Raw genomic sequence first — 26,926 nt, forward strand, 5'->3', positions numbered from 1 at the left:
GGGGGGAGCGAGCCTAGTTCAGCGGCTCAAACATGCATTGCAGCGTCGGCTTCGCAATCTTGGTAAAGGTTGCGCCGATCTCAGATTGTTTCGATGCCGGCACCCATTCGGTTTCGATGGTCGGCACGCCGGTTTCGCTGATGCCGCGGAGCAGCGCTTCGCGAAGATCGTCATCTTCGACGGCGGCGGCCGCATAGTCATGCAGGCAGTCGCAAACGGATTCGGGATGCGCCCAGCGTCCCATCATATGAGGCACGCACTGCCGCACGAACTCCGCGCGTGGATCGGGCATGCTCTTCAATGACCGGAATTGTACGGGCTCAATCTGCTCGACCTGGGCCTGAGCCGAACCGCCGAGAAGACAGCACGCGATAAAAGCTGCAGCACTGATACGAAACAACATGAACCGCCTTACGAGCAACCAATGTCAGAGATCAATTGCGCCTTAACGGGCGGCAACCACGAGAGCCTGGGGCGCCGGCGAAGCGATCGGCGAGCCGCTATAGGCAAAGGTGCCGACGCCCGGCAGGCTGGTATCCGCAGAACCGGCGATCGAGGGGCCCGCGAGCAGGAAAGCGAAGGCGAGGATGAAGCTCAAATTCCGCATTTGACTCTCTCCGGTTTGAATACCGGCGCTGCCCGCCGTTTTTGTTGCCGGGATTGATAATCATCCGTTGTTTCCGGACGTCTGCGCCAAAGCGGGAAATGGTTTCGTCGGGCGGGAGAATTGTTTCGTCGGCAGCGGTCCGACGAAACAGAATTACGAAAACATCAATGATTTCAGACAACCGATCTGACCGTAGGCCACTGACCGAGAGGTCGTTCAGTGGCCTAGCGCGGCCCTTCTCGGACCATCCAACGCGCATTGGACAACTGCACTGACCTTTGTCGAAGGGCGAAATATCCGCAAGCATCAGCCGTTTCCATGCAATGGACCACTTTTTAACCTTTATCTGGTGGAGAAGCGGCTCGAACCGCTCGACGCCCGTGAACCGAAGCGTCGCGGCGGCCGACAAATCAGACTGCGTGCAACCATTCTAGGCTGTCGCGCGTTTAACAAGGTGACCTCAAACAGGGGGAATCCAGTCGTGGGCAATGGCAACAACGATGTTGGCAATAAGACCGCGACCCGCAAAGCCGGCCGGATCGGCCTCGCCGGCGGTGCTTCCGAGCCACGGATCGACAAATCCGGGCCGCTGAGGGTAGAGCGGCCGAGGATTTGCGGCGCGATGCTGCAGCAATGCGCCGACAGCGGCAATTTCTCGACGCCGCAAAAATTCGTGCGGTTGGTCGGCTGCCGCGATCCGAAGCCTAAAGCTTGGGTGCGCCCCCGCGCGGCGCCGCAGAAGCAGTGAACAAGCTTTCCGTTGCTGCAAGTTTTCCGTTACTGAATGAAATCGCCGCATTTCTGGAGCGCGGTATCCGCGGCGCCCCAGGGCATGATCGGTACCGAGGAGGTCGAATTCTTCGGCGAGCCGTCGATCAGCTTGTCCGAATAGACCATGTAAACCAGCACGTTCCGCTTGGCGTCGCAGCCGCGGACGATCTGCATCTTCTTGAAGAACATGGAACGGCGTTGCCGGAACATATCGTCGCCCTGCTCCATCTTGCCCTTGAAATGGATCGGGCCGATCTGGCGGCAGGCCAGCGAAATATCCGAGACCTGCTCGGCGAGCCCAAGCCAGCCCGTAAATCCGCCCTTTTCCGGGACCGTGAAATGGCAGGCGACGCCCTCGACCTCGGGGTCGTCGACGCCATAGGTCGCAAGCTTGTCGTTCGGGCTGACCCACTTGAAGACGGTCGAACGGCGGAAGATCAGATCCGGCTCGTCAGCCGCGGAAGCTTGCGAGACCGGCCAAAGCAGAACCACAAGCGCCAGCAAGGCCAGCGATATCCACCTCTTGTCACATAGGCTTAAGGTTTTGGATGTCATGGATATCTCCGTTGGCGTGGCTCGACCCATTTAAGTGCGCGAGAGCGCGTGAGGAAGGCTGGCGGTAGCGGGTGCATCCGCCGTTTAACGCAATGTGAGGCTTTTTTGCTACGCTGCAGGCGAAAATCGTTGGGATTGGAACCGCTACGCTGGTGAACGCGTATCTCGTCTGCAACACTAAATATCGAAATCCGAGGATTCGAATGATGCGCGTACGCGGGCACGGGGTTTTGGGCGGCACCAAGCGGTTTTGGCGAATTGCGGCCCTATCCGCCGCCGGTGCGATCGGTGCCGCATCCCAAGCGGAAGCCGCGCTGTATTACTGGTCGGACTACGACCCCGGATATTATCGACCCGCGCCGATGGCGCCGCAACGGCGGCCAAAGCTTCGTCCCCAGCAAGCCAAAAAGCCCGCGGTGCCGGAAAAGGAATCCGCCAAACCGCAGGGGCCGGTGATCATCGCGATCTCGATCGATCAGCAAAAACTCAGGCTCTACGACGCCAACGGGTTTTTTGCCGAGTCGCCGATTTCGACGGGTATGAAGGGCCACCCGACGCCGATGGGCGTGTTCAGCGTTATTCAAAAACAGAAGCTGCATCACTCCAACATCTATAGCGGCGCGCCGATGCCCTATATGCAGCGGATCACCTGGTCGGGCGTCGCCATCCATGCCGGCGTGCTGCCCGGCTATCCGGCTTCCCATGGCTGCATCCGCATGCCCATGGCCTTTGCCATCAAGATGTGGAACTGGACCAAGATGGGCGCGCGGGTCGTCGTCGTTCCCGGCGAATTGACGCCTTCGAACTTCTCGCATCCGCTGCTCGCCACCCGGAAGGTCGTGCCGCAGCCGGTTGCCGCCAGCGAGCCGCAAGCCGATGCGCCGGCCGCCGCCAAAGGCGACAAGGCCGCCGATGCCGCCGCGATCAAGCCTGCGATCGAGCCTACAATCAAGGAGGCGAGCCTCGAACTGCGATCGACCGTCGGGCATCATGACAGCGCCAAGCCCGCCATCGACGAGCCGTCGGCGTCCACGCCGCTGCGCGATCAGACCCATACTGCGGACGCCTCTGGCGAGATGTCGGCAAGAAATTCGGTCACGATGTCGGACGCGGCACCGTCCGGCGGCAGCACGCCCACGCACGATGAAGCTTCGGCCGCCAACGACAGCGCGCTGCCGGCCGCCGCCGACACCGCCAAGGCAGGCGGCGCGTCGAACATGGAAGCGAACTCAGAGACTGGCGCTTCAACAGCGAAGCACGACGAGATCGCTTCGCCTGACGACAAACCAGCCGCGACCAAATCGGCCGAAGCGCTCGCGGAGGAAATTGAATCTCCGGAGACCGGCGCGCCTAACGACGCTACCAAGACCGCGGATCACGCGCAGACTTCCGCCGATGCCGTAAAGGCTGAAGCCAAAGCCGAGGCGACAAAGCGCGAAGCCAAGGCGGATGACATCAAGACAGAACCGCAAAAAGCCGACCCGCCCAAATCGAACGAGAAGCCTGACGCCAGCGTCAAGGCCGTCAGCGATGCGGGCGCTGGCGTTCCCGCGAAAAAAGATCAGAACCGCCTGACCGACGCGGAAAAACCGGCCGCGGCAAAGCCCGATCCGGCAGCGGTCTTGGCGTTAAAGCGCCCGGGCCAGATCGCGGTGTTCGTCAGCCGCAAGGATTCAAAGCTCTATGTGCGGCAGAATTTCTCGCCGCTGTTCGAGATGCCGATCGCGATCGCGCCGAGCGACCGGCCCTTGGGCACGCACATCTTCACCGCGCAGGTCGACAAGGACGACGCCAATGTCCTGCACTGGTCGGTAGTCTCGCTTCCGGCGCCCGCGAGGCATGTCGAGCGCCGCGACGAGGACGATCGCGCCTCGCGCCGGCGCAAGGTCGCGGGCGCGGTCGAGATGAAGCCGATGCCGAAACCGGACAGCCCCGCCGAAGCACTGGATCGCCTCGGCATCCCAGCTGAGACGATGGCGCGCATTACTGAGGCGCTTTCGACCGGCAGCTCGATCATCGTCTCCGATCAGGGCATCGCCGCCGGCGAGACCGGCGAAGGCACCGATTTTATCGTTTCGCTGCGCTAGCCGGCATCGAGCATAGCCCTCCAGCCGCCGTCGCTTTGCCGCGGCGGCTAGGCTAAAAGACCGCCGGCATGAACCAGATTTCCAACCCGGCCCTAACCACCGCGCCAAAGAACGACGCCACCAGGGATGCGTTCGACCGCCTGACGTTCCTTGGCTGGCGCTGGGGGTTAGCGGCGATTGTCGGCGGCCTTGCGGTATCGTTTTTCCTGTTCGGCTATGCGCTCATCTACTGGCGCAATGCCGACATGGATTTCATGGTGATCTACAACGCGCTTGCGCTGAACGACGGCAAGCCGCAGCTGTTCTTCGATCACACCGCCTATCTGACGATCCTGGCGCTAAAAGCCTGGTTTCAATTGCTGCACGGGCTCGGGCTGCTCGACGCCTATTCGCTGTCGGCGATGCCGCCGGCGTCCAATCCGGCCGCCTTCGATGCCGCGATGTCGAGCGCGGTTCGCGCCGGGCGCGTGCTGGCGTTCTTGATCGCGACCGGCTGCGTGCTGATTTTTGCCGCGCTGGCCCGGCTCATGCTGCGCGACTGGCGCGTCGCGCTGATCGCAACGCTTGCCTTCGCGTTCTCGGGCGGCGTCGCCGTGCATTCGCGGATCCTGCGCAGCGAGCTGGTCGCGGCGTGCCCGGTGATTTTTGCGCTGATGCTTTTGATCGTGGCCGGACGCCGCGCCACCCCCACGCGACCCCTCGCGCTGGCGGCCGCGGCGGCCTTATGCGTGCTCGGTCTGGAGAACAAGGTGCAGGCGATCCTGCTGATTGGCGCGTTGCCACTCATGGTGCTGCCATTCGGCAGCGGGAACAGCGCAGGCGTCGCGTTCTGGCGCCAATCGCGCTTGCGTTGGCTCTTGACCGGCATCGCGGCACTGGCCGCGATCGCGGCGGCCGGGGCCGCGTGGCCGCTGATCGCAACCGGGCTGGATCGCGCTTTGCTTGACGCTGGGCAGTTTCATCCGCTGTTGCTCGGTCGCTTCGGCATCTATCAGGTCGCGCTTGCGACCCTGATCGGCGGATGCATGACCGCCTATGCGATGATCTGGCGCGTCAGCGCCGCGGAGACGCTGGCGTCGATGTCTGCGGTCATTGCCGGTGCAGCCATTGCGTTGCTCGTGCTCGATCTCGATTACAACACCAGCAATGTGATTGCCGTGATCAATCCGCTGGAGAAAATGCTGACCTTTGCGGACACGACCACCACCGATGCCGCGAACGGCTCGAACCTCCTGAGTATTTTTCTGTTGCTCTTCGACGGGGTCGGATCGGTTCTCGCGCGCTACACCTTCGTGCTGCATTCCTCGCCGCGTCCGACCGTGTTTCTGACCTGGCTGATCGTGCCCGGCATCATCCTGGCATGGCGGCGCGGCGAAAGGCTGGTGGCGATCCAGGCGCTCGTGCTGTTGCTCGGCGCGATCGGGATCGATTCGCTCGGGGTGCGGCGCGGACTGAAATCCGAATATTTTATCTTCACCGACCCGCTGATCATCCTGTCAGGCGCGATCCTGCTCGATTGCTTAAGCGATCTGCGTTTTCACAAATGGGCCTATCCGATTGCGGCTGTCCTGTTCGGCCTGCATATCGCGGTCGGCCAGGCCGAGCCGATCAAATACGCGTTCATGCGCAGGGGCCCCGAATCGGCGTGCGCGTGGCAAGGCTATTACATGCCGCTGATGCCGTTGCCCTGGTGTCCGGCCCGGCCATAACGGCTTGTTGAGCAGCGCCCGCGCGCCGGTTGCGATAGCTTGGCCCATCCGGAGAGAGCACGATGATCCATCGCAGGACGATTTTGTCGGCGGGCCTGGCCGCAATCGCGGGGCCGCTGTTGACCCGCAAGGCTTTGGCACAGGCCGCCATGAGCCGCATCACCGCGTATGCGTTTTCGTTTCCGGCGCTTGAGGGCGGCGATATCAGGCTTGCCGAATTCGCCGGGCGCCCGCTGATGGTCGTCAACACCGCCTCACTATGCGGCTACACGCCGCAATATGCCGGATTGCAGGAGTTGTGGACCGAATTCCACGATCGCGGCCTGATGATGATCGGGGTTCCCTCCAACGATTTCGGTGGACAGGAACCGGGCGGCGCGAGCGAAATCAAGGAAACCGCACAGCACCAATATGGGGTTACCTTTCCGATCGCCGCCAAAGCGGTGGTAAAGGGCCCAAACGCCCATCCGTTCTACCGATGGGCCGCCGACGCTCGGCCCAAGGACGTCCCGCATTGGAACTTTCACAAATATCTCATCGGCCGCGACGGCTACATCGCGGAAGCGTTCCCCGAGACCGTCGAGCCTGCGGATACACGCGTCAAAACCGCGATTGCGCGGGCGCTGGCGGATACCTGACGCACGAGGCGTCTCGGCGTGAATTAACCTGTTCACCGACAAATCCGCAGCCCCTGATAAAACCCGTTGCCGTGGCGGCGCGGGTCCAACTAGGCTAATATGGTCAGGGGTAGGAATTAGCTCGGGCGACGGCCAAAAGCCTGAAACGGGCGGGATCAGCTTAAGGGGAATACGATGCGTATTGCGGCAGGATTGATCTTTGCAAGCGCGGTTTCACTGTGTGCGTCGGGGATGGCCTGGGCCCAGACGCCAGCTCCCAAGGCCGCGGCAGCGCCGCAGGCAGCGCCTGCGGCGGCTCCAGCACCTGCCCCTGCAAAGGCCGCTTGCGCCAATCCCAATGCGCTCGGGATCGCTCGCACCGTCGAAATCGACACCACGGGCGGGCCGGGCTTCGGTTTCGAGCACTTCAAGCAGCTCGATTTCCTGCGCGACCATGAGGTGGTGCTGACGTTCGACGACGGCCCCTGGCCGGTCAATACGCCTTCGGTGCTGAAGACGCTCGCTGACGAATGCACGACCGGGATTTTCTTCCCGATCGGCAAGCACTCGACCTACTATCCGGAAATCCTCAAAGAGGTTTTGGCGGCCGGGCATACCGTCGGCTCGCACACCTGGTCGCACGCCACGCTGACCAACAAGAAACTGACCGAAGACCAGCGCAAGGAAGAAATCGAGAAAGGTTTTAGCGCGGTGAAGTGGGCGCTCGGCGGCACCGCGCCCTCGCCGTTCTTCCGCTTCCCGGCGCTGCAGCATCCGCCGGAAATGGTGACCTATCTCGGCACCAGAAATATCGCGATGTTCTCCTGCGACCTCGATTCCTTCGATTTCAAGGCGCGCAATGCGCAGCAGGTGATCGACGTCACCATGAAGAAGCTCGACAAGCTCGGCAAAGGCATCATCCTGCTGCACGATTTCCACAAGCATACGGCCGAAGCCCTGCCCGACCTGCTGCACCGGCTGAAGGCCGGCGGCTACAAGGTCGTCAAGATGATCGCCAAAGCCCCGGTGGAAACGCTAGCGCAGTACGACGACGAGGTCCTCAAGGACGCCAAGCTGCCGACCGTGAGCTCGCGGCCAGTCTCCAGCGTGGTGCAGACGATTTCGGAATAACTTCCGCCGCGCACGACAACGCCGATGCCGGGTTTGCGTATTGACGGCTACGTCATCGTGTCGGCGGACGGCATGCTGGCGAACGCCGACCACGTGATGCCGGATCAGTTGAATTTCGAGGGCGACAAGCGGTTCTTCACCGCAGCCCTTGATCGCGCCGACCTGATCGTGCACGGCCGACATTCCGGCGAGGACCAGCCGAACGCGCCAAACCGACGACGCGTTATCGTGACCCGCTCGATCGCTGGGCTCGCGCCCGATCCGTCCAATCGGAGGGCGATCTTGTGGAATCCCGCAGGTGCTGCGTTCGAGGCCGCCTGCGATCTGGCCGGCGTGGATTCCGGCACGGTCGCGATCATCGGCGGACCGGATGTGTTCGGAATGTTCATGGACCGCTACGACACGTTCTTTTTATCGCAGGCGCCACGGGTACGGCTGCCCGGCGGTGAGCCCTGCTTCCCCGGTGTGCCAGAACGTTCGCCGCAGCAGATTCTGGCCTCTCACGGCTTAAAGGCCGGCGAAGCTCGGGTCCTCGATCCCGCACATGATGTCACCGTCACGCCGTGGCGGCGCGCTGCATAGAAGAACGCCTTACGCGCTAAACATCGCCATAGGCAGGCTCCGCCATCCGCGACCCGCGGCCATAGCCTGCGATCATGAACAACCCACCGATGATCGACAGATTTTTCAGCGCCTCGACCAGGGTCTTGGCATTGTCGGGCGGCGATTGATTCCAGAAATCGTGGAAATAGAAGGTTACCGCCGCCACGAAGAAGATCAGCAGAATGGCAAAGAACCGCGCGCCGAAATTCAGCGCGATCATCAAGCCGCTGACGACCTCGAAGACGCCGACCGCAATGGCGAGCAGTTGCGGCGTCGTCATTCCCGTCATGGACTCGATCTGCGAGGTATAGGGGGCCAATAACGCCGGGACTGTCACCTTGGCGGCGATAAAATCGGCAGTGGCCTGGATCGCGAAAAGCTTGGTTGCGCCCGAATAGACAAACAACACCGCGAATAAAACGCGCCCGAAAGTAATAAACGCTGGCATGGTTGGCCTCATTTCAAGTGCTTGCAATAGAAGGTGTCGCAACAGGCGAAGCGATTATGGGCGTTCCGCCCTGGGTTTTCAAACAGTCAAATCTGGTCCGACGCGCGAGCTTGCGCCGCAACAAAAACTCCCGCGCAAAAACTCCCGCGATTGAATCTATAATTTAGCCGAACAAGGTCGGCTGCTGGCGGCCGGCGCGCTCCTGGGCTTCGACCGCGGCGACCGCGGTCATGTTGAGAACACCGCGCGCAGTCACCGAGGGGGTGAGGATATGCGCCGGCCGCGCCGGGCCGATCAGGATCGGCCCGACCGGCAGCGCATCCGCCAAGGCCTTGATCATCTGATACGCGACGTTGGCGGTATCGAGGTTCGGCATGATCAGGATATTGGCCTCACCTTCCAGTTTCGAATGCGGCAGGATCAGTTTCCTTGCGGCTTCGGAGAGCGCGGTATCGCCCTGCATTTCGCCGTCGGCCTCGATTTCCGGATGGTTCTGCTTCAGAAGCGCGGTAGCGCGGCGCATCTTGCGCGAGGATTCGGTATCATAACTGCCAAAGTCAGAATGTGACACGAAGGCGATTTTAGGCTTGATATTGAACCGCTGCACATGGATCGCCGCCAGCGCCGCCATTTCGGCGATCTCCTCGGCGCTCGGGTTCGGCCGCACCTGGGTGTCGGCGATGAAATAGGCGCCCTTGCTGGTGATCATCAGCGCCAGCGCCGCGAAATCGCTGACCCCCGGGAGGAAGCCGACGATCTCCCGCACATGGCGCAGATGGCTCATGTAGCGGCCCTCGACGCCGCAGATCATCGCGTCGGCCTCGCCGCGGATCACCGCAAGCGCCGCGATCACCGTGGCATTGGTGCGCACGACGGTTCGGGCGGCATCGGGGGTGACGCCGTGCCGGCCGGCGACGTCGATATAGGATTGCACATAGGACCGATAGCGCGGATCATCCTCGGGATTGATCAGATCGAAATCGCGGCCGGCCTTGATGGCAAGGCCATAGCGCTTGATCCTGGCTTCGACGACCGAGGGACGTCCGACCAGGATCGGCCGCGCCAGTTTCTCTTCCAGCACCACCTGCGTCGCGTGCAGGACGCGCTCGTCCTCGCCTTCGGCATAGATCACTCGGACCGGCTGGGTTTTTGCCTTGGCAAACACCGGCTTCATGACCAGGCCGGAGCGGAATGCGAAGCGCTCCAGCTGGGCCCGATAGTCCTCGAAATTCTTGATCGGACGAGAGGCGACGCCAGATTCCATCGCCGCCTTCGCAACCGCCGGCGCGATGCGCAGGATCAGCCGCGGATCGAACGGGCTCGGTATCAGCGATCCCGGGCCGAACCCCTGCGCTTCGCCGCTGTCGAAACCGGGAGCGATCGCGTCCACCGGCGGATCGCGCGCGAGCTGCGCAATGGCATCGACCGCGGCCTTCTTCATTTCCTCGTTGATCGCGGTGGCGCCGACATCGAGCGCGCCGCGGAAGATGAAGGGGAAGCAGAGGACGTTGTTGACCTGATTGGGGAAGTCGGAACGTCCGGTGCAGATCATGGCATCGGGACGGGCTTTGCGGGCTTCGTCCGGCATGATTTCCGGTGTCGGATTGGCCAGCGCCATCACCAATGGCTTGTCCGCCATCCGCTTGACCATGTCAGGCGTCAGCACGTTGGGCGCCGACAGCCCCAGAAAAATGTCGGCGCCGTCGATCACGTCCCCCAAGGTGCGCTTGTCGGTCTTCTGGGCATAGACGGCCTTCCAGCGGTCCATCAGGGTGTTGCGGCCCTCATGCACCACGCCGTCGATATCGCAAACCCAGATATTCCTGCGCTGAGCGCCCAGCGAAACCAGAAGATTGAGGCAGGCGATCGCCGCGGCACCGGCACCCGAGGCGACGATCTTGACGTCCTTGAGCTTCTTGCCGTTCAACAATAGCGCGTTGGTGATCGCGGCGCCGACGATGATGGCGGTGCCATGCTGGTCGTCATGAAACACCGGGATCTTCATCCGCTCCTTGAGCCGCGCCTCGATCTCAAAACATTCCGGGCCCTTGATGTCCTCGAGATTGATGCCGCCGAAGGTGGGCTCCAGCGCCGCGACCGTCTCGACCACGCGCTCGATGGTGTCGGCCGCGATCTCGATATCGAACACGTCGATGCCGGCGAATTTCTTGAACAGAACCGCCTTTCCCTCCATCACCGGCTTCGATGCCAGGGGACCGATATTGCCCAGGCCGAGAACGGCGGTGCCGTTCGAGACGACGGCGACAAGGTTGGCACGGGTCGTCAGCGAAGCCGCTTCCGCCGGGTTTTTGGCGATCTCCATGCAAGCCGCGGCCACGCCCGGCGAATAGGCGAGCGCAAGGTCGCGCTGGTTGGCGAGCGGCTTGATCGCCTGAATTTCGAGCTTACCCGGCCGCGGCAGGCGGTGATAGGCGAGCGCCGCGGAATGAAGATCTTCGGAATAGGACGACATACATTTCCCCCGCGGGCCCGTTCGGCCCCGAAATTAAGGCTTTGTCGGTGGCTGGTCTTCAGTTCTGGGGCAGATTGAGCCGGATGTGAAGCTCACGCAACTGCTTCGGCGTGACCTCCGAGGGCGCTCCCATCAGCAGGTCTTCGGCCCGTTGGTTCATCGGGAACAGCGAGATTTCACGTAGGTTCGTGGTGCCGCACAGGAGCATGACGATGCGATCGAGCCCGGCCGCCATGCCGCCATGCGGCGGAGCGCCGTACTGGAAGGCCCGGTACATGCCGCCAAAACGCTCGACCACGTCCTTCTCGCCGTAGCCCGCGATCTCGAACGCCTTCACCATCGCTTCGGGCCGATGATTGCGGATACCACCGGAAGCGATCTCATAGCCGTTGCAAGTGATGTCGTATTGAAACGCCTTGATGGTCAGCGGGTCCTGGGTTTGCAACGCCTCGAGCCCGCCCTGCGGCATCGAGAACGGATTGTGCGAGAAGTCGACCTTCTTCTCTTCCTCGTTGTATTCATACATCGGGAAGTCGACGATCCAGGCGAGCTCGAACCGATCCTTGTCGATCAGGTTCAATTCCTCGCCCAGTTTTGTCCGCGCCAGCCCTGAAAACTTCCAGAACTTTTCGGGATCGCCGGCGACGAAGAAGGCCGCATCGCCCTCCTTCAAGCCGAGCTGCGCGCGGATCGCTGCCGTCCGTTCGGGGCCGATGTTGTTGGCAAGCGGGCCTGCGCCCTCGCCGCCCTCGCGCCACATGATGTAGCCGAGCCCGGGCTGACCCTCGCCCTGCGCCCATGAGTTCATCCGGTCGCAAAACGCGCGCGAGCCGCCACCGGGTCCGGGAATGGCCCAAACCTGGTTCTTCGGGTCTTCCAGCATCCGCGCGAACACCTTGAAGCCGGAGCCGCGGAAATGTTCGGAGACGTCCTGCATGACGAGCGGATTGCGCAGATCGGGCTTGTCGCTGCCGTATTTACGTAAGGCCTCGGCGAACGGAATCCGCGGCCAGTTCTTCGTGACCGGCTTGCCCTTGGCAAAATCCTCGAACACGCCCGTGATGACCGGCTCCATCGCCGCGAACACGTCGTCCTGGGTGACAAAGCTCATCTCGACGTCGAGCTGATAAAACTCGCCGGGCAGACGGTCCGCGCGCGGGTCCTCGTCGCGAAAACAAGGCGCGATCTGGAAATAACGGTCGAAGCCCGACATCATCAAAAGCTGCTTGTACTGCTGCGGCGCCTGCGGCAGCGCGTAGAATTTTCCCGGATGAATCCGTGACGGCACCAGGAAGTCGCGCGCGCCCTCCGGAGAAGACGCCGTCAGGATCGGGGTCTGGAATTCGAAGAAACCCTGATCCTTCATGCGCTTGCGCATGGAATCGACGATTCTGCCGCGGGTCATGATGTTCTGGTGTAGTTTCTCTCGCCGAAGGTCGAGGAAACGGTACTTAAGCCTTATGTCTTCGGGATATTCCTGCTCGCCGAACACCGGCAGCGGCAGCTCGCCGGCCGGACCCAGCACCTCGATCTCGCTGACATAGACTTCGACCGCGCCGGTCGGCAGCTCCGGATTGTCGGTGCCTTCGGGGCGGCGGCGGACCTTGCCGTCGATCCGCACCACCCATTCCGAGCGCAGTTTCTCGGCCTCCTTGAAGGCCGGCGAATCCGGGTCGGCTACGACTTGGGTGATGCCGTAATGGTCGCGCAAATCGATGAACAGCACGCCGCCATGGTCGCGGATGCGATGGCACCAGCCCGACAGCCGGACTGTCTCGCCGATATGGCTTTCGCGGAGCGCGCCGCAGGTGTGGGACCGGTAACGATGCATGAATAGTCCAAAAACTGATGTGGAGGTTCGAATCGGGTGGCCTCGGGGCAGCCCCTTCAAAGTTGGGCAGGGTTTACCCGAGGCAGCGCAGGGCGGCAACCGAATGCGCCGTCAAATATGGGCCCTCCGGGAATGATCTGACCCCCCGCAAATCGATTGTCTAATCGCTGGCTATGCCTATCTTGGAGCCATGACGGTCCATTTCCCCTTCCAAAACACCTACACGGCGCTGCCGGCGAACTTTTTTGCGCGCGTCGTGCCGACGCCCGTCGCCTCGCCCAAACTGATAAAACTGAACCGGCCGCTCGCGGTCCATCTCGGCCTCGACCCGGATCGGCTCGAAAGCCCCGAAGGCGCCGAGATACTGGCGGGAAAGCGCGTTCCAGACGGCGCGGACCCGATCGCGATGGCCTATGCCGGCCACCAGTTCGGGCATTTCGTTCCACAATTAGGTGACGGCCGGGCCATTCTGCTCGGCGAGGTGATCGATGCCGACGGCATCCGCCGCGACATTCAGCTCAAGGGATCGGGCCCGACACCGTTTTCGCGCCGTGGCGACGGCCGGGCGGCGCTCGGGCCGGTGTTGCGCGAATATGTCGTCAGCGAAGCGATGGCTGCGCTTGGCATTCCGACCACCCGCTCGCTCGCCGCCGTCATGACCGGCGAGAGCGTGCTGCGCGAGACGCTGTTGCCGGGCGCCGTCCTGACCCGCGTCGCCTCCAGCCACATTCGCGTCGGCACGTTCCAGTATTTTGCCGCCCGCGGCGATACCGACGGCGTGCGGCGGCTCGCCGATCACGTCATCGCCAGGCATTATCCGCAATTGGCGAACGCCGACCGCCCCTATCATGCGCTGCTTTCAGCCGTCATCACGCGGCAAGCGGAGCTGGTCGCGCGCTGGCTCTTGGTCGGCTTCATCCATGGCGTCATGAACACCGACAATACCTCGATCTCGGGCGAGACCATCGATTACGGTCCGTGTGCCTTCATGGACCATTACGATCCGGCAACGGTGTTTTCCTCGATCGACGAGCAAGGCCGTTACGCCTACGGCAATCAGCCGCGGATCGCGCTCTGGAACCTGACGCGGCTGGCGGAATGCCTGTTGCCGCTATTTTCCGAGGCGCAGGAGAAGGCCATCGAAGAGGCGCAAACAGCGCTCGGCGATTTCATCGAGACGTTCGACACGGCCTACCAGGCGGGCCTGCGGAGCAAGCTCGGCCTGTTCACCGCGCGCGAGGAGGACCGTACGTTGGCGCAGGACCTGCTCGACGCGATGGCCAAAAACCAGGCCGACTTCACCCTCACCTTCAGGCGGTTGAGCGATGCGGCGTCCGATCCGGCGGGCGATGACCTTGTGAGGCAGTTGTTCGCTGATCCCACCGCCTATGACGAATGGGCGGCGCGCTGGCGGCAAAGGACCAGCGAGGAACTGCAGCAACCCGCGGCAAGGCAGACCGCGATGCGCGCGGTCAATCCCGCCTTCATTCCAAGGAACCACCGGGTGGAGGCCGTGATCGACGCCGCCGTCAACCGCGACGATTTTGCCCCCTTCGAGGAGCTTCTCGCGGTCTTGTCGAGGCCGTATCAGGACCAGGCTGCGTTCGCCGCCTATGCCGAGCCGCCCGAACCGCACCAGCGCGTGCTGCAGACGTTTTGCGGGACCTGAGCCGTTAACCCGGCGTTCAACACGTCAAGAAACCCCCGCTCGTCCGCCGCCAGGAATTAAGCAAGGATTAGCGCCTCCCCTACAAATCTATCGTTTTGCCGGGGGGATTGCCGTGGACGGATTGGTGTTTGAATTCATCGGATTGGCGATCCTGGCGCTCTGCATCATCGTGCTTGCCGTTCCGGCGCGGCGGTCGCCTGGCCGGCAAATCCGCGACACCTGAATCCGGCTCCGAAGGCAGCGTCCTGAGCGACCCCGCCGCCCGCCGGCGCGGCCAGGGGGCGCGTCGGCCCCGAAAAACTGTTGCCAGACGGAAATGCAAGGCTCGAATTCGCTGCAAGACCCTTGACATATCAGCGCTTTCGGCAGAACGCGTCACCTAAGCGTTATGGACCGTTCATGCATTTGATTACCACCACTTCGGAACTCGCCGCCGTTTGCGCCCGCCTCGCCAAACACCCGGTCATCACCGTCGATACGGAGTTCCTGCGCGAAACGACCTATTATCCCCTGCTCTGCGTCGTGCAGATGGCGAGCGCCGAGGAGGCGGTCGTGGTGGACACGTTGGCCGAGGGCATCGACCTCAAGCCGTTCTTCGAGCTGATGGCAAATGAGGCGGTGCTGAAGGTCTTTCATGCCGCCCGGCAGGATATCGAAATCGTCTGGCATCAGACCGGCATCGTTCCGCACCCGATTTTCGACACACAGGTCGCGGCCATGGTGCTCGGCTATGGCGATAGCATCGCCTATGACCAATTGGTCGAGCGCATCACCGGCCACCGGCCCGACAAGACCCACCGCTTCACCGACTGGTCGCGGCGGCCGCTGACCGCAGAACAGATGCATTACGCAGTCTCGGACGTCACCCATTTGCGCGACGTGTTCGCGGCACTCGACGCCGACTTAAAGAAGCGCGGGCGCAGCGATTGGGTCAGCGAGGAGATGGAAGTTCTGACCTCGCCGAAGACCTACGACTTTCATCCCGAGCGCGCCTGGGAGCGGTTGAAGACGCGGGTCCGCAAGCCCCGAGAGCTTGCGGTCCTGATGGAAGTCGCGGCATGGCGCGAACAGGAAGCGCAAAGCCGCGACGTTCCGCGCAGCCGCGTGCTGAAAGACGATGCGGTCGGCGACATCGCTACCCATGCGCCGACCAGCCTCGAGCGGCTCGCCAATCTGCGCTCGCTGCCGAAGGGTTTTGACCGCTCGAAATGGGGCACCGATATCGTCGCCGCCGTGCAGCGCGGCCTCGCGCGCGATCCGGCGACATTGCCGAAACTCGAAAAGCCGCGCAGCAATTCGAACGGCGCCGCGATCGTCGAATTGTTGAAGGTGTTGTTGCGCATGACGTCGGAGCGCCACGCTGTCGCCAGCAAGGTGATCGCAACCGTTGACGATCTCGAGCAGATCGCGGCCGACGATCACGCCGACGTGGCTGCCCTGCACGGCTGGCGCCGCGAGCTGTTCGGCGAAGCGGCGCTGTCGCTGAAACACGGCCGGCTGGCATTGGCGATCGAAAAGGGACGGGTCGTCAAGGTGGACCGGAACTGACGCGAACTCCGTGCATCGCGATCGCGCCTCATTTTACCGCTCAGATCGACCACGACAGAGGCAATTGCACGGGATCGATGCACCGAAGGCGCTATCGCGTCGTATCGTCCGTGCGGTGGTCCGGCGGGGTTCTCAATAGTTGCGATACTTCCACCAGGACCATCGATAGAATATAAGCGCTGGTGGGCAAATCCAACTGGCGAGCCTTCGAGATCGCGGCCGAGACGTCGATTGCCAGCTCGTTGAGATCGTCCTCTCGGGTTGCCATCTGTCATTCGCTTCTGGAGCTTTAACTGTGAGCACCGACGATTCCGATGATCCCGGTGACAAACTACTGCGGTTACTTCGGGACAATCAGATCGATCTGAACGTGGTTGAGGGTTTGCGGCTGGTAATTGCATTTAGAAAAATCAAGGACTCCACGGATCGGCGCGTGCTCATCGAGCTGGCCGAGCGACTTGCAAAATGACCGTCAGCCCACCGCGATGGCGTCGCTTCCGTCACACCGCAATCTTACCGCTCGCGCCGATAAGATCGGTACTTGCCTGAACCCGCGCATAGTTGCCGATCACTTTGACCACCGCCAGCTTGTAGGAGGCCGCCTCGCCGACGCCGGGCCGCCGACAGGCGACCGCGTCGCTGACCACCTGATAGCGATGACTGCGGTGAAAGCCGTCGACCACGGTCGACAGGATGGTTTCATCGAGCGAAAACCCGCATAGCACGCAGCGAATGTCTCTCATATTGGCCATGTATTCGGCAAAACGCGACGAGCTGTAGGCTGACGGCAGCGGATGCTCGAAGGCGAGCTCCCCCGGACGCGGCTTCAGCTCCGCGATCCAGTCCGTCAGGTTCGACGCCGGGTTGAACCACGCGGCCTGGGCGATCCGTTTCAGATGCATCACCGGCCAGAGATTGCTGCGCCAGACCGTCATCAATTCAAGGCAGCGCGACGTAATCGCTTCGGCATCCGAGATGACGTGGCTGCGGCCTTCCGTGAGATACTCGGTCTGCAGATCCGCGCAGATCAGGATCGGCGGATCATCATGGATCGAAATTGTCATTTTGCGGTTCGCGATCATGTTTCGGCCAGCGCCGCCGTGCGAAGTGGCGACGTCACGTCGCGACCTGACGAGATATCGAGCACGCCGGGCCGGTCCCAATCGCCCTCGGGGCGGATGATCACGTAGGGGTCGCTCTCCAGCGTGATGGCGTCGGGACCCGGTTCGATGTCGAGCACCATTTCCGTGTAGGAGAAATCGGAAAACGTGATCTTGCGGTTATGGCCAAGCGGCCGGGCGCCGAAATGCGCCCAGAAGTCGACCAGGCGATCCTGGGCCTGACCATAGATTTTCCTAAAGCCCTTGCGCTTGATGTAGTCGACGCTTGCCTGCACCAATTTGAACGACACGCGCGAGCGCCGGAACTGATGGCGGACGGCGAGCCGTTCGACCTTGGCGAACTCACCAAAGAACCGTACCCGAAGGCAGCCCGCGGGTTCCCTTCCGACAAATCCGATGAAATGCGCCGCGACCAGATCGTTGCCGTCGAACTCTTCCTCGATCGGGCAATCCTGCTCGGCGAGGTAAACGGCGGCGCGGATGGCGGTGACCAGCATGAGGTCGTTGGGATCACGCGCGATGCGGACCGAGATCGCGCGCGGGTTCGAGGTGGCCGATGATGAAGACCTAGTGCCATGCATCTGCAGAACTCCTTGCTGGGAAACCCGATGCCGCTAGACGCGTCGGGACGCGGTTCCAGGGCCGCTCGTAACACCAGAGGTCGGGCTGGAAGCTCGGTATCTGCTTGAAGCAAGTCGAAATCAGCCAATCGCGTCCTGCCTTGGTCGATGGCTGGGCGAAGCAATTGGCGTTGACATAGCGCCGCGTTCGCAAATGCGCCGAGATCTTGCCGGATGCGGCGACACCGCGACCGGTTGCCGCAAGTGCCCAAAGGTAGATCGCCGACACCTCCTCGTCGCTCGGCGCAAGCAGGCTGATATCCGGCTGCGTCAGGCAAATCTCGTCGAGAATGAGAGCGTCGTGTCCGCGACTGTTGAGATAAAGAAACGCAATGCCGCCGAGCAATTGCTCACGTCGGCTGAACGTTAGAATGCATTCAGGATCAAAAGCGAAGTATTTGCCGAGCATCGGCGCCGTCATCTGAACTCCCGGAACCAGGCGATGGGCCATATCGGCCAGGATTGAAATCTCCTGATATCGCGCCGGTCGGACCTCAACATCCGAACTGATCGGCAGTGAATCGAAATCGTGCCTTGCAGCGAAACAGGCTCTTTCCATAGTCTCGTTGCGCATCTATCGTTACTCCTGCCCGCAACGAGCATCATAACGGGTGGGAGTTTGGGGTATGCAGCAACTATTGCATCGGGGTGCTGCGATGATGCAGCACCGGACTGAGGAAGCTCCGGATGCGTCCTGGGACGATCTGAAAGCGTTTCTCGTTTGCACGCGATACAAGAGTTTCCGGAACGCCGGTGAAGTGCTTGGCCTGACGAGCACGACCTTGATGCGAAGGATCGATCGGCTCGAGGAGCGGATCGGCTGCAAATTGTTTCTGCGCGATCAGAGTGGATTGACGCTGAGCGAAGACGGAGCCGCGATGATTGCGGACGTGACTGAAATGGAGCGTCACGCCTTCAACATTTTCCGGCGCGCGTCGCAGTCGTCGAATGATCCTGCGGGTACGGTGCGGATTGCCGTGACCGAGGGGCCGGGCAATTTCTGGATTCTTCCAAGGCTGATCGATTTCCAGAAAACCTACCGCAAGATCACCGTCGACCTTCGCTGCGCGATGGAGCAATCGGACGTGGCACGGCTGGAATCCGATATTGCCATTCAGCTCGAACCGCCGACCAACCCCGACCTCATCGTCGCCAAGCTCGGCAGGCTGCACATCTACCCCTTCGTTTCCGCAGGCTACCAGAAGCTCTACGGCATTCCCGCATCGCTATCTGAGCTCAAAAGTCACCGAATTATCAAGCAAAGCGCGCCGCAGGTCGATGATACCGCGTATGCGCGGATTTTCGGACTGACCTCGCTGGAAGGCGTCGTCGGAATAAAGACAAACTCCAGCATCGGCGTTCTATACGCGGTTGAACGAGGCGCAGGCGTTGGTTTCCTGCCAACTTCGTCGATCGCCTTAGGGGCGCCGCTGGTCGCGGTCGATATGGGCTTTAGTCATCATGCCGAACTTTGGCTTACCTATCACAAGGAATTTCGCAACTCGGATCGGCATAAGATCGTCATCGATTGGCTCAAGAAGATATTCGATCCCAAAACGTATCCGTGTTTCCGGGACGAGTTTATTCACCCAAACGACCTCGTGCCCCTGATGGCCGGACCGAGAGAGAATTTCGGGCTGGTGGGATATGCCGCTGCCAACCCGTTTAATGGCGCCAAGGAACTGCTCTGATCGTCGGGCGAGGCAGGCCGCGCGTCACCACTTCAGCTCCACCCCGACCGTGCCCTGGTGCGACTGCGACGCGGCGCGGAACTTGCCGTCATAATTGGCGTAGAGGCGCGCGCTATTGCTCAGGAAGAGCGACGCCGACGCGCCGGCATCCGCGCCGTAGCGGCTTTCGCCGATACCTTGCAGGGTGATGCTCTGGGTGCCGAGGCTGACGGTGAGCGAACTGAAATTCTGCGCGACATTGTCGACGAACTTGCCGTAGGCGGACAGATCGAAAATCTTCTGATCGAAAACGAAGTAGTGCCCGATCTCCGCGCCGAGCAGGATCCGCGAACGCTCCGCCGTCGCACCGCTCGCCATCACCGGATCAAGTCCGCCGACCTCCGTAAACGATCCGGTCGAGGCGCGCACATATTCGAACGCGGCCTTCGGCACGATCCGGCTCTGGTCCATGTTCCAGTAGTAGCTGAGTTCGGTCAGCGCGCCGTCGATACGGCCGTCATAGCCGGCGGTCGCGAAGCCCACCCCGGTGTCGCGGCTGGAATTGATTTTTCCAAAACCGTGGACCAGCGCGACGGCCCAGGTCCACGGACCCTTGTCCACAGAGGCGTTGAAGCCGATCTGGGTCAAGTCGAGGGTTGCCGACTGCAGCGAAACCGGAACGTCGATGGCGGTGCCGCTTTGGTCGACCGAAACCCCGACATTGACGCCGGGTGCGATGCGCGCGCCGAGGCCCGCGACACCGCCCCAGGTCTGGCGATGGTCGCCGGCGAAATCGCCTTGCATGCCGGTCCTGGCCGAAATTCCGTAGGTCTCACCCCAGGTCCGGAAACGCGGCGCCTCGGTTGCCTCGGAGGCGCCGCCGCCGCCGGGATTGTTGCGGGCGGCGCGGGCGAAACCGTTGGTCGCCTGGTCGCCAAGCCGCTCGAGGAAATTGCTGCCGAGATTGGTCAGCGCAGCGCCCGCCGACAGGTCGGTGTTGGCATCGGTGCGCGATGGCACCGGTGGCGGAGGCAGCGGCGGCGGCGGGGGTGGCGGGGGCGGGGGCGGTGCTGGGGGTCGTGGCGGCACAAGAACGGCAATCTGGGCCTGAGCCGGCGGCGACGTCGCGGCACCTGCCAAAACGACGACAAACGCGACCGCAACGGTCCTCGAAAGCCCGCCGCCAGCACCCGTCCCCTTAGCGCGCGAAGGCTGCGATGAGCCGCACATGAATGCTATTTCCCGAAACGGCGCCAACTCGAAACGATGCAAATCCTGTCGGCCGGTGCCGATTTGCCCCCAGTTCTCGCGGGGGGTCAATCGGTCTTGGTCCCGGGCTGCGGGCGATTAGCGGACATTGTTGTTCCGCTGCCACAGGTCGGAAAGCGGCGGTCTCATTCTTGAACAGACTTCCCAGGACACGCCGGAAGCTTGCTAACGCGCAAATTTCGTGTTGCAATATGCAGCACAATCGGATTTAGGCCGATCGACTGTGCGTTTCGCGACTGAGAAATTGAGCAGACATCAGACAAGCCCGCTTGTGGCGTGGCACGCGAACAGCGTGGCCGCGTCTTTTTTACGTCTAGACCAGGAGACAGGCGATGCAAAAAGGCACCGTCAAGTGGTTCAACCCGACCAAGGGTTATGGGTTCATCAAGCCGATGGCCGGCGATAAGGACGTGTTCGTCCATATCTCGGCGGTCGAGCGTGCGGGGCTCTCAACCCTCAACGAGAATCAGGTAATCGAATATGACCTTGTGGAAAATCGCGGCAAGAGCTCCGCGGAAAATCTGAAGGTCACCTAACTTCGTCACGATCCGCGCAAGCAATCCTGATGTACCCCCGGCCTATGCCGGGGGATTCTTATTTTTAAGCTAATTTTTTCGAACCATTGACGGCTAACCGAGCATCCGCCGCTCACGCTCCTTGCCCGACGCCTCAGCTTGCCGCGGGCGAAATCAAGATGGCGTCGGAACCCTTGCCGCCTGCGGCTTTGCATATATCGCCGTCAAGCCGGATCTGATCAGCCGCGACCAGCCGTAGCGCTTCGGGATAGATGCGGTGTTCGACCGCAAGAATCCGCGCCGCCAGCGTCTCCGGCGTATCGTCATCGCGCACCGCGACCGCGCCCTGCATCAGAATCGGGCCGGCGTCGGTTTCCGGAATGACAAAATGCACGGTCGCTCCCGAAATCTTTACCCCTGCGCGCAGCGCCTGCGCCTGCGGTTCGAGACCGGGAAATGACGGCAGCAATGAGGGATGAATGTTGAGCATCCTGCCATACCAGCGCTGCACGAATCCGGCGGTGAACAGCCGCATGAAACCGGCGAGGCAAATCAGGTCGATCTTGTGCTGATCGAGCGTCGTCTGCAGCACGGCCTCGAACGCCGCGCGATCCTTGCCGAACGGCTTGCTCTCGATCGTGAGCGTCGGAATTCCGCTAGTCCTGGCCTTTTCGAGGCCCAAAGCGTCGGAGCGGTTGGAGATCACCACGACGATCTCGGCCGGGAAATCCACTTCGCTTGCCGCCTCGATCAATGCGGACATGTTCGATCCGCGCCCGGAAATCAGGATGGCGACACGGCGCTTCATGGACTCACCATGCCAGATCGAGATGACCGTTATAGACCACGCGGTGCTCGCCCTCGGCGGGGATCACCTCGCCGAGAAGCGTAACGCTCTCGCCGCCCTCGGCAAGAATCGCGGTGACCTGTTCGATCGCATCCGCTTTCACGATCGCGATCATGCCGATGCCGCAATTGAAGGTGCGCAGCAATTCGAGTTCGGCGATGCCGCCCTGCTCCGCCAGCCATTTGAACACCGGCAGCACTGGAAGCCTCGCCAGATCGATGCCGACGCCGAGATGCTTCGGCAGCACGCGCGGAATATTGTCGGTGAAACCGCCGCCGGTGATGTGGGCGAGCCCCTTGACCGCGCCGCTCTCGCGAATCGCGCGCAGGCATGACCTCACATAGAGCCGCGTCGGCGTCAGCAGCGCGCCGCCCAATGTCATGACCGGGGAGAACGGCGCGGGCGCGTCTAAGCCGAGGCCGGATCGTTCGACGATCTTGCGGACCAGGGAAAAACCGTTGGAGTGAAGGCCCGACGAGGCAAGGCCGAGCACGGCGTCCCCGACCGCAATATCGGGCCGCGGCAACAGCGTGCCGCGTTCGGCCGCGCCGACCGCAAACCCCCCGAGGTCGTAGTCGCCATCCCTGTAGAGGCCGGGCATTTCGGCGGTTTCGCCGCCAATCAGCGCGCAGCCGGATTCGCGGCAGCCTTCCGCGACCCCTGCGACGATCGCCGCCGCCGCCTCCGGATCGAGCCTGCCGCATGCAAAATAGTCCAGAAAGAACAGCGGCTCCGCGCCCTGCACCACCAGGTCGTTGACCGACATCGCCACCAGGTCGATGCCGATGCCGCCGTGCAGGCCGGTCTCGATCGCGATCTTGACCTTGGTGCCGACGCCATCCGTGGCGGCGACCAGGACCGGGTCTTTGAAGCCCGCGGCCTTGAGATCGAACAGCCCGCCGAACCCGCCGATTTCGGCGTCGGCCCCGGCGCGGGCGGTAGCACGGACCATCGGCTTGATCAGGTCGACCAGCCGATTACCCGCATCGATGTCGACACCCGAATCCGCGTAAGTGAGCCCGTTTTTGCGGTCGATCATGGCCTGTCCCAGATAATGCCGGCTGGTTACGTCGGATTCCGCGGATGCGCAATGGCTCGCAAGCGGTATGCCCGTGTACTATGTAGACAGGAACCGGTTCAGCCTGCAAAGAGCCGGACCTTCGTAAAAAACAAGGCCGGGAGCCGGGAAGCGACCGAGTTGAGTATTCCGAATATCATTACGCTGGGCCGCATCCTCCTGGTGCCGATCATCGTCTGGGCGATCGCCTCCAGCCAGATGGAAATCGCGTTCGCGATCTTCGTCATCGCCGGCGTCAGCGACGCCGTGGACGGCTTCCTCGCCAAGCGTTTCAACATGGCGAGCGAGTTAGGCGCCCTGCTCGATCCCTTGGCCGACAAGGCGCTTCTGGTCTCGATCTACGTGGCGCTTGGTATCTGGGGCGCGGTGCCGCGCTGGATCGTCATCCTCGTGGTCTCGCGCGATATCATGATCGTGAGCGCCGTGATTGTGTCATGGTTGTTCGGCAAGCCGATCCCGATGAAGCCGTTGATGGTGTCAAAACTCAATACCGTGGCGCAGGTGGCATTCGCGGCATTGGTGCTGGCCGCGCTCGGCTTCGGCTTCCAGCCGAGGCCGTATGATCTGATCCTGATGGGCTTTGTAACGGTCTTTACTTTGGTCTCCGTCTCTCTCTATCTCGTGGAGTGGGTGCGGCACATGAGCACGATCGAAGCCAGCTAGAGCGCGATCGAAGCAAGTTGGATCGCCGAGATCCCGGTATGGAGCAACCGCGTGGCAGGCCGCGTCGAACCTCGTCAACTGGCATTTGCGCTGCCGCACGCGGAAAGCCTCACCCGCGACAATTTCCTCGAAGGACCGGCCAATGCTGCCGGCCTGGCGCTGGTTGACGGTTGGCCGGACTGGCCAAGCCCGATCATGCTGCTGGTCGGACCGGAGGGCTCCGGCAAGAGCCATCTGGCGGCGATCTGGGCCGAGCAGGCCGGCGCGCGGTCGATATCCGCCCATGCGCTGACCGCAACCGCGGTGCCGGGCGCGCTGGCGACCGGGGCGCTGGTGGTGGAAGACTTGAAATCGCCTGATGTCGACGAGCGGGCGCTCTTTCACCTGATGAACCTGGCGCGGGAAGACGAAGCCTTCGTTCTGATCACCGCGCGGGTGCCGCCGTCCGCGCTCCAAATCGAGCTGCGCGATCTGCGGTCACGGCTGCGCGCGGTTCCGACGGTGTCGCTGCTGCCGCCCGACGACCAGTTGTTTCGCGCCCTGATCGTCAAATTCTGCGCCGACCGTCAACTGGCTGTCGATGAGACGGTGGTAAGCTATCTCGCAACCCGGATCGAGCGGTCCTACGCGGCCGTACGGCAGGCGGTCGAACTGCTCGACAGCGAAGCCTTGCGGCTCGGCCGGCCGGTCACCCGGGCGCTGGCGGCTGAATTATTGCGCAATGCCTGATTTGTGACGGCCGAGGCGCATCTTGACGGCGCGGCTTGTGGGAACATCAATGTCATCGAAACGTCATCGCGATAACACATGCTTTGCGCCGACTTGGCTAAAATGGCGGCGCGGCCTGATTTGGGAATGGATCAAACCTTGATGGAATCCGCGCAAGCCATTGTAATTAAAGAAAAAGAAGCGGAAGCCGAGGCTAGCCCGACGATTGCTGCAAGCCCCGAACGCTTCATCAATCGCGAGCTTTCCTGGCTGCATTTCAATCGCCGGGTGCTCGAGGAGTCGGTCAATCCCGGCCATCCCGCGCTTGAACGGGTGCGATTCCTGTCGATTTCCGCCAATAACCTTGATGAGTTCTTCATGGTCCGCGTCGCCGGCATCAAGGCCCAGGTGCGCGAGGGCATTGCCGAGCGCAGCCCAGACGGGCTGACCCCGTCCGAACAGCTGGTTCTGATCAACGAGACGGTTTCAAAGCTCGCCAACGACCAACAGGCGATCTGGCGCGACCTGCGCGGCATCCTGGCCGAAGTGGGCATCGTTCTTGTCGACGGCCGCGATGTCACCAAGACCGAGCGAGGCTGGATCGAGGATCATTTCCTCCACAACATTTTTCCATTGCTGACGCCGCTTGCCATCGATCCAGCGCATCCCTTCCCGTTTATCCCGAGCCTCGGATTTACCATCGCGCTGCACCTGGCGCGGGTCGCCGACGGCAAGCCGATGAACGCGCTCATTCGTATGCCCGGCAAGATCGATCGCTTCATCCGCCTGCCCGCCGGCAAGGACGCGACCGTGCGCCTGATTACGCTGGAGCAGGCCACCGGCCTGTTCATCGGCCGGCTGTTCCCTGGCTATGTCGTCAAAGGCCAGGGCGCCTTCCGCATCATCCGGGATTCCGAACTCGAAATCGAGGAAGAGGCCGAAGATCTGGTGCGGCTGTTTGAAACCGCGTTGAAGCGGCGGCGGCGCGGATCGGTGATCCGGCTCGAGATCGAAGCCAACATGCCGGATGAACTGCGCGCCTTCGTGCAGCACGCACTTTCCACCGCCGACGACGAGGTGTTGCTGGTCGACGGCGTGCTGGCGATGAACGAATTGTCGCAACTGACCCGGCTCGACCGCCCCGATCTCGAATTCGCGCCCTACGTCCCCCGCCATCCGGAACGCGTGCGCGACCATGGCGGCGATATTTTCGCCGCGATCCGGCAAAAGGACCTGATCGTCCATCATCCCTATGAATCGTTCGACGTCGTCGTGCAATTCCTGCAACAGGCCGCCCGCGATCCCGACGTCGTCGCCATCAAGCAGACGCTTTATCGCACCTCGAACAACTCGCCGATCGTCCGCGCGCTCGCGGAGGCCGCGGAAGCCGGAAAGTCGGTAACCGCGCTGATCGAGCTCAAGGCGCGGTTCGATGAGGAAGCCAACATCCGCTGGGCCCGCGACCTCGAACGCGCCGGCGTCCAGGTCGTGTACGGGTTCATCGAACTGAAGACCCATGCCAAGCTGTCGCTGATCGTGCGCCGCGAGGGCGGCAGTCTCACGACCTATGTCCATACCGGCACGGGGAACTATCATCCGGTGACCGCGCGTATCTACACTGATTTGTCCTATTTCACCTCCGACCCGATCATCGGCCGCGACGCCGCGCGGGTCTTCAACTACATCACCGGCTACGCCGAACCGAGCGACATCGAGAAGATGGCGGTATCGCCGCTGACCCTGCGCAAGCGCATGCTCGAACATATTCACGGCGAGACCAACCACGCCCGTCACGGCAGGCCCGCGGCGATCTGGATGAAGATGAACTCGCTGGTCGACCCCGACATCATCGACGCACTCTACCAAGCCTCGCAGGCGGGCGTATCGATCGAGCTGGTGGTGCGCGGCATCTGTTGCCTGCGTCCGGGCATATCAGGGCTTTCGGAGAATATCCGCGTCAAATCGATCATCGGCCGTTTCCTCGAGCATGGCCGAATCTACTGCTTCGGCATGGGACAGGGCCTGCCCGGCGCAAAAGCTGCTGTGTATATCTCGTCCGCCGACATGATGCCGCGCAACCTCGATCGCCGGGTCGAAATCCTCTGTCCGCTGCAAAATCCCACGGTGCATCAGCAGGTTCTCGAGCAGATCATGGTCGCTAACCTGAAGGATACCGAGCAGAGCTGGCAATTGTTGCCGGACGGATCGTCAACGCGTATGAAGGCCGCGAAGGGCGAGGAGTCTTTCAACCTGCATAATTACTTCATGACGAATCCGAGTCTGTCCGGCCGTGGAAAGTCGCTTAAGGAATCTTCGCCGCGCCGGCTCACGCGCCGTACCGAGCGTCAGCAATCGTCCACCGAGCGTCAGGCATCATCATAAGGGG

General features: G+C 62.2%; 27 protein-coding genes. 14 read left to right on the top strand and 13 right to left on the bottom strand.

Translation table 11 applies throughout. The features are described from left to right. Positions 1–13 precede the first annotated feature (13 nt). Together B5526_RS01635 and B5526_RS38325 are read right to left on the bottom strand one after the other, a co-directional pair. On the bottom strand, positions 14–403 hold the full coding sequence (locus tag B5526_RS01635; protein WP_079536349.1) for a hypothetical protein: 390 nt from the start codon (positions 401–403) through the stop codon (positions 14–16). Positions 404–445: 42 nt separating this feature from the next. Then, positions 446–607 carry a hypothetical protein gene (locus tag B5526_RS38325; protein ID WP_172841946.1) on the bottom strand — a complete coding sequence of 54 codons (162 nt, stop codon included), beginning with the start codon at positions 605–607 and terminating at the stop codon, positions 446–448. 481 nt (positions 608–1,088) lie between these two features. Between B5526_RS38325 and B5526_RS01640 the strand changes: the two genes are divergently transcribed. Further along, positions 1,089–1,355, top strand: a complete 267-nt coding sequence (locus B5526_RS01640) for a hypothetical protein (RefSeq protein ID WP_079536351.1) — start codon at positions 1,089–1,091, stop codon at positions 1,353–1,355. Positions 1,356–1,384: 29 nt separating this feature from the next. On the opposite strand, the gene B5526_RS01645 is transcribed toward B5526_RS01640, so the two are convergent. After that, positions 1,385–1,933 (bottom strand): CreA family protein, encoded by a 549-nt coding sequence (locus B5526_RS01645; protein WP_079536353.1) that lies wholly within the window; start codon positions 1,931–1,933, stop codon positions 1,385–1,387. 203 nt (positions 1,934–2,136) lie between these two features. Here B5526_RS01645 and B5526_RS01650 point away from each other — a divergent pair, with 203 nt between their 5' ends. The 5 genes from B5526_RS01650 (at position 2,137) to B5526_RS01670 (ending at position 8,059) form a co-directional block, all read left to right on the top strand. Then, entirely contained in the window at positions 2,137–4,020 is a 1,884-nt protein-coding gene (locus tag B5526_RS01650; RefSeq protein ID WP_079536354.1) for a L,D-transpeptidase family protein, read from the top strand. Positions 4,021–4,088: 68 nt separating this feature from the next. Next, positions 4,089–5,729 (top strand): hypothetical protein, encoded by a 1,641-nt coding sequence (locus B5526_RS01655; RefSeq protein WP_079536356.1) that lies wholly within the window; start codon positions 4,089–4,091, stop codon positions 5,727–5,729. Positions 5,730–5,791: 62 nt separating this feature from the next. Continuing rightward, complete coding sequence (locus tag B5526_RS01660) at positions 5,792–6,367, top strand: glutathione peroxidase (protein ID WP_079536358.1); 576 nt, start codon at positions 5,792–5,794, stop codon at positions 6,365–6,367. A 174-nt stretch (positions 6,368–6,541) separates the two neighbouring features. Then, entirely contained in the window at positions 6,542–7,477 is a 936-nt protein-coding gene (locus B5526_RS01665; RefSeq protein ID WP_079536360.1) for a polysaccharide deacetylase family protein, read from the top strand. 24 nt (positions 7,478–7,501) lie between these two features. Beyond that, a complete protein-coding gene (locus B5526_RS01670) occupies positions 7,502–8,059 on the top strand; it encodes a dihydrofolate reductase (protein WP_079536361.1) in 558 nt (185 codons plus the stop codon). Between the two features lie 16 nt (positions 8,060–8,075). Here the strand turns inward: B5526_RS01670 and B5526_RS01675 are convergent, their stop codons facing one another. The 3 genes from B5526_RS01675 to aspS all read right to left on the bottom strand — a co-directional run bounded on the left by B5526_RS01675 (position 8,076) and on the right by aspS (position 12,832). Beyond that, positions 8,076–8,528, bottom strand: a complete 453-nt coding sequence (locus tag B5526_RS01675; protein WP_079536362.1) for a DoxX family protein — start codon at positions 8,526–8,528, stop codon at positions 8,076–8,078. A 163-nt stretch (positions 8,529–8,691) separates the two neighbouring features. Next, the gene (locus B5526_RS01680) at positions 8,692–11,001 is read right to left on the bottom strand and encodes an NADP-dependent malic enzyme (RefSeq protein WP_079536364.1); all 2,310 of its coding nucleotides are present in this window, start codon (positions 10,999–11,001) and stop codon (positions 8,692–8,694) included. A gap of 58 nt (positions 11,002–11,059) precedes the next feature. After that, the gene (gene aspS / locus B5526_RS01685; protein ID WP_079536366.1) at positions 11,060–12,832 is read right to left on the bottom strand and encodes an aspartate--tRNA ligase; all 1,773 of its coding nucleotides are present in this window, start codon (positions 12,830–12,832) and stop codon (positions 11,060–11,062) included. A 190-nt stretch (positions 12,833–13,022) separates the two neighbouring features. Between aspS and B5526_RS01690 the strand changes: the two genes are divergently transcribed. Further along, entirely contained in the window at positions 13,023–14,501 is a 1,479-nt protein-coding gene (locus B5526_RS01690; protein ID WP_079536368.1) for a protein adenylyltransferase SelO, read from the top strand. A 399-nt stretch (positions 14,502–14,900) separates the two neighbouring features. After that, positions 14,901–16,049 (top strand): ribonuclease D, encoded by a 1,149-nt coding sequence (rnd, locus tag B5526_RS01700; protein WP_079536372.1) that lies wholly within the window; start codon positions 14,901–14,903, stop codon positions 16,047–16,049. A gap of 91 nt (positions 16,050–16,140) precedes the next feature. Here the strand turns inward: rnd and B5526_RS38330 are convergent, their stop codons facing one another. Further along, entirely contained in the window at positions 16,141–16,317 is a 177-nt protein-coding gene (locus B5526_RS38330; RefSeq protein WP_172841947.1) for a hypothetical protein, read from the bottom strand. 27 nt (positions 16,318–16,344) lie between these two features. On the opposite strand from B5526_RS38330, the gene B5526_RS38335 reads away from it, so the two are divergent. Then, a complete protein-coding gene (locus B5526_RS38335; RefSeq protein WP_172841948.1) occupies positions 16,345–16,518 on the top strand; it encodes a hypothetical protein in 174 nt (57 codons plus the stop codon). 31 nt (positions 16,519–16,549) lie between these two features. On the opposite strand, the gene B5526_RS01705 is transcribed toward B5526_RS38335, so the two are convergent. From B5526_RS01705 to B5526_RS01715, 3 genes are read right to left on the bottom strand one after another with little or no spacing between them, the layout of a single operon-like run. Next, on the bottom strand, positions 16,550–17,113 hold the full coding sequence (locus tag B5526_RS01705) for a cysteine hydrolase family protein (RefSeq protein ID WP_079544615.1): 564 nt from the start codon (positions 17,111–17,113) through the stop codon (positions 16,550–16,552). Between the two features lie 14 nt (positions 17,114–17,127). Beyond that, entirely contained in the window at positions 17,128–17,751 is a 624-nt protein-coding gene (locus tag B5526_RS01710) for a GNAT family N-acetyltransferase (RefSeq protein ID WP_079536373.1), read from the bottom strand. After that, positions 17,738–18,211, bottom strand: a complete 474-nt coding sequence (locus B5526_RS01715) for a hypothetical protein (RefSeq protein ID WP_244562173.1) — start codon at positions 18,209–18,211, stop codon at positions 17,738–17,740. The genes B5526_RS01710 and B5526_RS01715 overlap by 14 nt, the downstream gene beginning before the upstream one ends. 205 nt (positions 18,212–18,416) lie before the next feature. Here B5526_RS01715 and B5526_RS01720 point away from each other — a divergent pair, with 205 nt between their 5' ends. Continuing rightward, positions 18,417–19,481: a LysR family transcriptional regulator gene (locus tag B5526_RS01720; protein ID WP_079536377.1), complete on the top strand. Its 1,065-nt coding sequence runs from the start codon at positions 18,417–18,419 to the stop codon at positions 19,479–19,481. Positions 19,482–19,505: 24 nt separating this feature from the next. Here B5526_RS01720 and B5526_RS01725 read toward each other — a convergent pair whose 3' ends face one another. Next, complete coding sequence (locus tag B5526_RS01725; RefSeq protein ID WP_079536379.1) at positions 19,506–20,690, bottom strand: autotransporter outer membrane beta-barrel domain-containing protein; 1,185 nt, start codon at positions 20,688–20,690, stop codon at positions 19,506–19,508. A 371-nt stretch (positions 20,691–21,061) separates the two neighbouring features. Here B5526_RS01725 and B5526_RS01730 point away from each other — a divergent pair, with 371 nt between their 5' ends. Then, the gene (locus B5526_RS01730) at positions 21,062–21,265 is read left to right on the top strand and encodes a cold-shock protein (protein ID WP_079536380.1); all 204 of its coding nucleotides are present in this window, start codon (positions 21,062–21,064) and stop codon (positions 21,263–21,265) included. A gap of 133 nt (positions 21,266–21,398) precedes the next feature. Here B5526_RS01730 and purN read toward each other — a convergent pair whose 3' ends face one another. Together purN and purM are read right to left on the bottom strand one after the other, a co-directional pair. Further along, positions 21,399–22,052 (bottom strand): phosphoribosylglycinamide formyltransferase, encoded by a 654-nt coding sequence (gene purN / locus B5526_RS01735; protein WP_079536382.1) that lies wholly within the window; start codon positions 22,050–22,052, stop codon positions 21,399–21,401. A gap of 4 nt (positions 22,053–22,056) precedes the next feature. Continuing rightward, positions 22,057–23,130: a phosphoribosylformylglycinamidine cyclo-ligase gene (purM, locus tag B5526_RS01740; RefSeq protein WP_079536383.1), complete on the bottom strand. Its 1,074-nt coding sequence runs from the start codon at positions 23,128–23,130 to the stop codon at positions 22,057–22,059. A 159-nt stretch (positions 23,131–23,289) separates the two neighbouring features. On the opposite strand from purM, the gene B5526_RS01745 reads away from it, so the two are divergent. The 3 genes from B5526_RS01745 to B5526_RS01755 all read left to right on the top strand — a co-directional run bounded on the left by B5526_RS01745 (position 23,290) and on the right by B5526_RS01755 (position 26,922). Next, the gene (locus tag B5526_RS01745) at positions 23,290–23,832 is read left to right on the top strand and encodes a CDP-alcohol phosphatidyltransferase family protein (protein ID WP_079536385.1); all 543 of its coding nucleotides are present in this window, start codon (positions 23,290–23,292) and stop codon (positions 23,830–23,832) included. 51 nt (positions 23,833–23,883) lie between these two features. Further along, positions 23,884–24,561 carry a DnaA ATPase domain-containing protein gene (locus B5526_RS01750; protein ID WP_079536386.1) on the top strand — a complete coding sequence of 226 codons (678 nt, stop codon included), beginning with the start codon at positions 23,884–23,886 and terminating at the stop codon, positions 24,559–24,561. Positions 24,562–24,702: 141 nt separating this feature from the next. Next, positions 24,703–26,922 (top strand): RNA degradosome polyphosphate kinase, encoded by a 2,220-nt coding sequence (locus B5526_RS01755; RefSeq protein ID WP_079544616.1) that lies wholly within the window; start codon positions 24,703–24,705, stop codon positions 26,920–26,922. Positions 26,923–26,926 lie beyond the last annotated feature (4 nt).

The sequence above is a fragment of the Bradyrhizobium lablabi genome (assembly GCF_900141755.1).
In the GTDB taxonomy this organism is placed as follows: domain Bacteria; phylum Pseudomonadota; class Alphaproteobacteria; order Rhizobiales; family Xanthobacteraceae; genus Bradyrhizobium; species Bradyrhizobium lablabi_A.

Excerpts from the sequence above, each read along its gene's own strand:
- B5526_RS01715 (WP_244562173.1), bottom strand. The coding sequence starts at position 18,211 with ATGACGGCGCCGATGCTCGGCAAATACTTCGCTTTTGATCCTGAATGC.
- B5526_RS01650 (WP_079536354.1), top strand. The coding sequence starts at position 2,137 with ATGATGCGCGTACGCGGGCACGGGGTTTTGGGCGGCACCAAGCGGTTT.
- B5526_RS01710 (WP_079536373.1), bottom strand. The coding sequence starts at position 17,751 with ATGCATGGCACTAGGTCTTCATCATCGGCCACCTCGAACCCGCGCGCG.
- B5526_RS01670 (WP_079536361.1), top strand. The coding sequence starts at position 7,502 with ATGCCGGGTTTGCGTATTGACGGCTACGTCATCGTGTCGGCGGACGGC.
- purN (WP_079536382.1), bottom strand. The coding sequence starts at position 22,052 with ATGAAGCGCCGTGTCGCCATCCTGATTTCCGGGCGCGGATCGAACATG.
- B5526_RS01690 (WP_079536368.1), top strand. The coding sequence starts at position 13,023 with ATGACGGTCCATTTCCCCTTCCAAAACACCTACACGGCGCTGCCGGCG.
- rnd (WP_079536372.1), top strand. The coding sequence starts at position 14,901 with ATGCATTTGATTACCACCACTTCGGAACTCGCCGCCGTTTGCGCCCGC.
- B5526_RS01665 (WP_079536360.1), top strand. The coding sequence starts at position 6,542 with ATGCGTATTGCGGCAGGATTGATCTTTGCAAGCGCGGTTTCACTGTGT.
- aspS (WP_079536366.1), bottom strand. The coding sequence starts at position 12,832 with ATGCATCGTTACCGGTCCCACACCTGCGGCGCGCTCCGCGAAAGCCAT.
- B5526_RS01705 (WP_079544615.1), bottom strand. The coding sequence starts at position 17,113 with ATGACAATTTCGATCCATGATGATCCGCCGATCCTGATCTGCGCGGAT.
- B5526_RS38330 (WP_172841947.1), bottom strand. The coding sequence starts at position 16,317 with ATGGCAACCCGAGAGGACGATCTCAACGAGCTGGCAATCGACGTCTCG.
- B5526_RS38325 (WP_172841946.1), bottom strand. The coding sequence starts at position 607 with ATGCGGAATTTGAGCTTCATCCTCGCCTTCGCTTTCCTGCTCGCGGGC.
- B5526_RS01730 (WP_079536380.1), top strand. The coding sequence starts at position 21,062 with ATGCAAAAAGGCACCGTCAAGTGGTTCAACCCGACCAAGGGTTATGGG.
- B5526_RS01655 (WP_079536356.1), top strand. The coding sequence starts at position 4,089 with ATGAACCAGATTTCCAACCCGGCCCTAACCACCGCGCCAAAGAACGAC.
- purM (WP_079536383.1), bottom strand. The coding sequence starts at position 23,130 with ATGATCGACCGCAAAAACGGGCTCACTTACGCGGATTCGGGTGTCGAC.
- B5526_RS01645 (WP_079536353.1), bottom strand. The coding sequence starts at position 1,933 with ATGACATCCAAAACCTTAAGCCTATGTGACAAGAGGTGGATATCGCTG.
- B5526_RS01635 (WP_079536349.1), bottom strand. The coding sequence starts at position 403 with ATGTTGTTTCGTATCAGTGCTGCAGCTTTTATCGCGTGCTGTCTTCTC.
- B5526_RS01675 (WP_079536362.1), bottom strand. The coding sequence starts at position 8,528 with ATGCCAGCGTTTATTACTTTCGGGCGCGTTTTATTCGCGGTGTTGTTT.
- B5526_RS01725 (WP_079536379.1), bottom strand. The coding sequence starts at position 20,690 with ATGTGCGGCTCATCGCAGCCTTCGCGCGCTAAGGGGACGGGTGCTGGC.
- B5526_RS01720 (WP_079536377.1), top strand. The coding sequence starts at position 18,417 with ATGCAGCAACTATTGCATCGGGGTGCTGCGATGATGCAGCACCGGACT.
- B5526_RS01755 (WP_079544616.1), top strand. The coding sequence starts at position 24,703 with ATGGAATCCGCGCAAGCCATTGTAATTAAAGAAAAAGAAGCGGAAGCC.
- B5526_RS01660 (WP_079536358.1), top strand. The coding sequence starts at position 5,792 with ATGATCCATCGCAGGACGATTTTGTCGGCGGGCCTGGCCGCAATCGCG.
- B5526_RS01680 (WP_079536364.1), bottom strand. The coding sequence starts at position 11,001 with ATGTCGTCCTATTCCGAAGATCTTCATTCCGCGGCGCTCGCCTATCAC.